4 protein-coding genes are annotated in these 4,900 nt (G+C 26.9%); 2 read left to right on the top strand and 2 right to left on the bottom strand.

Annotated features, from left to right (window positions below):
* Positions 1–275 precede the first annotated feature (275 nt).
* Positions 276–1,124: a PRD domain-containing protein gene (locus OIF33_RS16950; protein WP_322505417.1), complete on the top strand. Its 849-nt coding sequence runs from the start codon at positions 276–278 to the stop codon at positions 1,122–1,124.
* A 35-nt stretch (positions 1,125–1,159) separates the two neighbouring features.
* On the opposite strand, the gene OIF33_RS16945 is transcribed toward OIF33_RS16950, so the two are convergent.
* Entirely contained in the window at positions 1,160–1,639 is a 480-nt protein-coding gene (locus OIF33_RS16945; RefSeq protein ID WP_322505416.1) for a PTS glucose transporter subunit IIA, read from the bottom strand.
* A 713-nt stretch (positions 1,640–2,352) separates the two neighbouring features.
* Here OIF33_RS16945 and nagE point away from each other — a divergent pair.
* Positions 2,353–3,798 (top strand): N-acetylglucosamine-specific PTS transporter subunit IIBC, encoded by a 1,446-nt coding sequence (gene nagE, locus OIF33_RS16940; protein WP_322505415.1) that lies wholly within the window; start codon positions 2,353–2,355, stop codon positions 3,796–3,798.
* A 107-nt stretch (positions 3,799–3,905) separates the two neighbouring features.
* Here nagE and OIF33_RS16935 read toward each other — a convergent pair whose 3' ends face one another.
* A complete protein-coding gene (locus OIF33_RS16935; RefSeq protein ID WP_322505414.1) occupies positions 3,906–4,424 on the bottom strand; it encodes a TetR/AcrR family transcriptional regulator in 519 nt (172 codons plus the stop codon).
* Positions 4,425–4,900: the final 476 nt, after the last annotated feature.

Here is a 4,900-nt window from a genome sequence, read left to right as displayed (position 1 = left end):
ATTAATTTAGATTCAATTGACTATATTATTACAATTAATCATAGTTAAATAGTTTTGTATAATTTCGGCTAGAATTCAGAGAAAAGTATATCTCGATTCTAGTCGAATTTTATATTAGTAAAAAAAAGGATTTTAAGCTATAATTATTGTGTGATTAAGCAGAAATAGTTAATTTATTTATCTTAATATTTACCTCTAATGAATATAGTATTATTTTAAATAGAAAACTAATATAAATTAGCTTAGAATAATCTAATGGTATAAAGGAGATTATTATGATTAAAAAGACAGAAAAGGCTTATGAAGTAAATAAAGCTTTTAATAATAATATAGTTTTAGTTAATGATGATGAAAAAGAAATTATATTATTTGCAAAAGGTATAGGCTTCAATTACAAAAGAGGTTCGGTGATACCAGAAAATACTTATATAGAAAAAATATTTACTATACAAGATGAAAATAATATTGCTAACTTTAGAAGAGTAGTTGGAAGTAATGATGAAAAATTTATTGCTTTTTGTGAGGAATTAATATTAGAAGTTTCAAAAGAATTTGATGAGGATTTAAATGAAAGCATACATATAGGATTAATAGATCATGTCTCTTTTGCCATTGAAAGAATGAAAAAGGGAGAGATTCTAAGAAACCCATTCTTAGTTGAAATAGAAACTTTATATCCAAAGGATTTTGAAGCTGCAAGTAAAATGGTCAAAAAACTTGAGGAATTCACAGGTGTTGATATAGTAGATGATGAGATTGGATTTATTGCTATGCATATACATTCAGCTAGAACAACTGGTGAAGTTTCTCATACAATAAAATATACTTATATAGCTAATACATCTGTAGAATATATTGAAGATGCTTTTGATATTGAAGTTGATAGAACGTCTTTATCTTATGCAAGGTTTGTTGGCCATTTAAGATTTGCAATTGAAAGACTTATTAATAATACTCCAATAAAGAATGAGTTACTTTATATTATAAAATTAAAATATAGGGAATCTTTTAAGGTTGCAGAAGAAATAGCAAAAGCTATAAATGATGATTTTGGATTAAATGTTACAGAAGATGAAATTGGCTACTTAGCATTGCATATTGAAAGAATAAGAAAAGAAGAATAGAAAATAAAAAAGCTGACTACAAAGTCAGCTTTTAATTATTTAAGTTTATAAGTTAAAACAGTATCATTTCCAGCAGTAACTGTTTCACCTATAACAGGTTTCATTTCTTTTACTATATCAGGATTTGTTATTAATACAGGCGTATGTAATTTTAATCCTTTTCCTAATATGAAGTCTCTGTCTATTTTTAAGATTGGAGTACCAGCTTTAACTTGTTGTCCTGGCTCAGTTAATCTTTCGAAACCTTCTCCTTCAAGAGAAACTGTGTCTATTCCAACGTGAACTAATAATTCAATACCATTACTTAAAGTCATAGCAAAAGCGTGGTTAGTTTTGAATACTAATGATAATTCTCCATCAGCAGGAGCAACTATAGTATCTCCAGTTACTTCTATTGCAACTCCATCTCCAGCCATTTTTTCAGCGAAAACCTGATCAGGTACTTGTGCTAAATCGATAGTTTTTCCAGTTGCAGGAGCAACTAATTTTAAATCTTTCTTAAAAAATCCAAACATATTTATTTTCTCAACTTATCATGTAAGTTAAGAAATTCACATCCTTTCTATATATAGAATCAAATATAAAAAAACAGGCATAAGTTTAGTAGAACTTATGCCTGATTTAACAGTAACATGTTATGTTTATATTATATATTTTTTGATTTTATAAGTCAATACTATAGTTATACAATATCATTTCAAAAACTGTATTTTTATGTAATAAAATTAAGGCTGAATGAACAAAATAATATTGTTATAAATGAAAAAATACATCTTAAAAATATGTTGAATTTGAAGTTGACACTCTAAAAAAGATATAGTAATATTTAAATGTAAACAATATAAACAGAATGTTAAGAAATTATTGTAAGCGTGTAACCATAGATTTTGGGCATTAGCTGAAAAGAATTACTTGTTCTTTTCAGCTTTTTTTACGTAAAAATATAGGTAATTTTGTGTAAGGTGTGGAAATTTTTAAATGTGAGTTTATTAAATCATTTAGTTTAGAGAAACTTTAAGTCTTGAATATCTGTATAAGAGTTTTATAAATAAAAAATAATTTAATACAAATTATAAAACTTTTATATAGGTATTCAAAAGGAATAAATACATTTTTTTATTTATAAGACTTTAAAAATAAGAATGCCTTAATGTTTTTAAAGAAATTATACTTTAAAGACAAGACATAATTTAAACTTAAGTAAAAACTTACAAGGAGGAATGAACGAATGAGTAAAAAAGGTTCAAAAGTTTTAGGATTTCTTCAAAGAATAGGTAAATCTTTAATGGTTCCTATAGCAGTAATGCCTGCATTAGGCTTATTACTAAGACTTGGAGATACTGATGTACTTAACATACCTTGGCTTAAAGCTGCTGGTAATGCTGCCTTTGGTGATAATATGGCAATGCTTTTTGCAGTTGGTATTGGATTTGGCCTTTCAGAAGATAATAATGGAGTTGGAGGGTTAGCAGGTCTTTTAGGATACTTAGTTATGACAAATGTTGCTACATCATTTGATCCATCTATAAAAATGGGTGCTTTTGGTGGAGTTGTAGCCGGAGTTGTTGGAGGGCTTTTATATAATAAATTTAAAGATATTAAGGTCCCTCAATTCTTAGGATTCTTTGGTGGAAAAAGATTTGTTCCAATAATAACATCAGCAGTATGTGTTGCTTTAGGTGTATTCTTTGGATATACTTGGCCAACATTCCAAGCCGGTTTAGATGGCTTCGCTAACATAATGGTTGCAGCAGGTGCTCTTGGTGCAGGAATATATGGATTCTTAAACAGATTATTAATACCAATTGGATTACATCACGTAATGAATACAGTAATATGGTTCCAATTAGGAAGCTTTACAAATCCAGTTACAGGTCAATTAGCAACTGGAGATATTTCAAGATACTTAGCAGGGGATCCAACAGCAGGGGTTTACACAGCAGGTTTCTATCCAATAATGATGTTTGGTTTACCAGCAGCGTGTTTAGCGATGTATGTTTGTGCTAAGAAGAAAAATAAAGCCGTTGTTGGTGGTATGTTCTTATCATTAGCATTAACAGCAATAATAACTGGTATAACAGAACCAATAGAATTTGCATTCATGTTCTTATCACCGATACTTTATGTAATACATGCAATATTAACAGGTATATCATTGGCAGTGGCCTACGCTCTAAATGTCCATCTGGCATTTAGTTTCTCAGGTGGATTGATTGACTACGTATTATATTTTGGTAAAGGACATAATCAATTATATCTATTAGCAATGGGTGTTGTTGCCTTTATAATTTACTACTTCTTATTTGTATTCTTTATTAAGAAATTTAATCTTAAAACACCAGGTAGAGAAGATGATTTTGATGAGGGAAATGAAGATGAACCAAATACTTCAGGAAAAGTTTCAAAATCAGACAATAATCCATCTAAAGGTGGTACACTAGCAGAAAAAGCAGAAGTTGTTTTAGCTGCTCTTGGTGGTAAAGAAAATATTGAAGTTTTAGATAACTGTATAACAAGATTAAGATTAACATTAAAAGATGCTTCTATAATAGATGAAGCTGCATTAAAAAAAGCTGGTGCTAGTGGAGTAATGAAATTAGATGGAAAGAATGTTCAGGTAATTATGGGAACCTTAGCAGATCCTTTAGCTAGTCAAATGAAAAAGCTACTTTAAAATGTTAAATTAAAAGCTAGATTGAAAATATTAGATCGATAATATTAGATTGATAATAAGAAAAAAGCTATAAACACTAGTTGGTGTTTATAGCTTTTTATTTTTCATTAAATATTTAATAATACAAGTATATCATCTAAAGTTAATTTTGAACGAGATACTAATATTAGATTATTCAATAAGAAGTAAGCTAATTTATCCGATGAAATAGGTGGATTTATTTCTTCTTTTTCAATATGAATATCAATTATTTCTTCTAAAATTTTATACATTGGGTCTATAACGTAGTGATTTTTGGATGTATGCTTAGCCATTTCTGAAAATATAAGTCTATAATTTTTTAAAAAGCCATTTATATCATTAGAAATAATACTTAATTTTTCTTTAAAGGAAATATCTTTTTCAATTATTTCATTAGAATCATCTAATATATCATTCCAATCTGTAGAAAGTATATCTAGAACAAGTTGTTCTTTGTTTTTAAAATAATTATAGAAGGTTCCAGTACCTATATTACATTTCTTCGTTATATTTCTTATATTTAAATTTAAATATCCGTTAGCTAATAATTCTTTCTTTCCTTCAGCTAATAAATCTTCACGTACATTTTTTATTATTTTAGGCATAAGAAAGCCTCCTTTATTAAAAGAACTATATAAAAATTATAGTATTTAAAAATAGTAAATTCAAATTAATAAAAGATAGTATAAGTAGAATTTAAAATTAAATGGTGAAGTAACTCAATTTCAATTATTTTTATCAATTTTAAATATTAATAATTTAATATAGGGTACTTAAAATTAATAAAAATTGGTTGATAAATAGATGTTTTTTTTAGAGTTAGTTTAAATATAAAAGTTTTTACTTTTTATTTAGAGGTTAAATTGCATTGGTAGGGATAAAATGGTAATATAACAACTTAAACTTAACCAGGTGTATCAATATAAGAATAAATAAGTATTTTGATGAAAAAACTAGTAATATAGAAATAATTATGTTAATTAATATAATATAAAGTAAGATAAGTTTATTTAACATGGTAAGATAAATCTCGTCGCTAAGAGACACACAAACAACTTAACAAAATAAATTAAAAGTTTTG

It is taken from the genome of Clostridium sp. LIBA-8841 (assembly GCF_034439435.1).
Classification (GTDB): domain Bacteria; phylum Bacillota; class Clostridia; order Clostridiales; family Clostridiaceae; genus Sarcina.
This window is presented reverse-complemented; position numbering and strand designations above follow the sequence as displayed.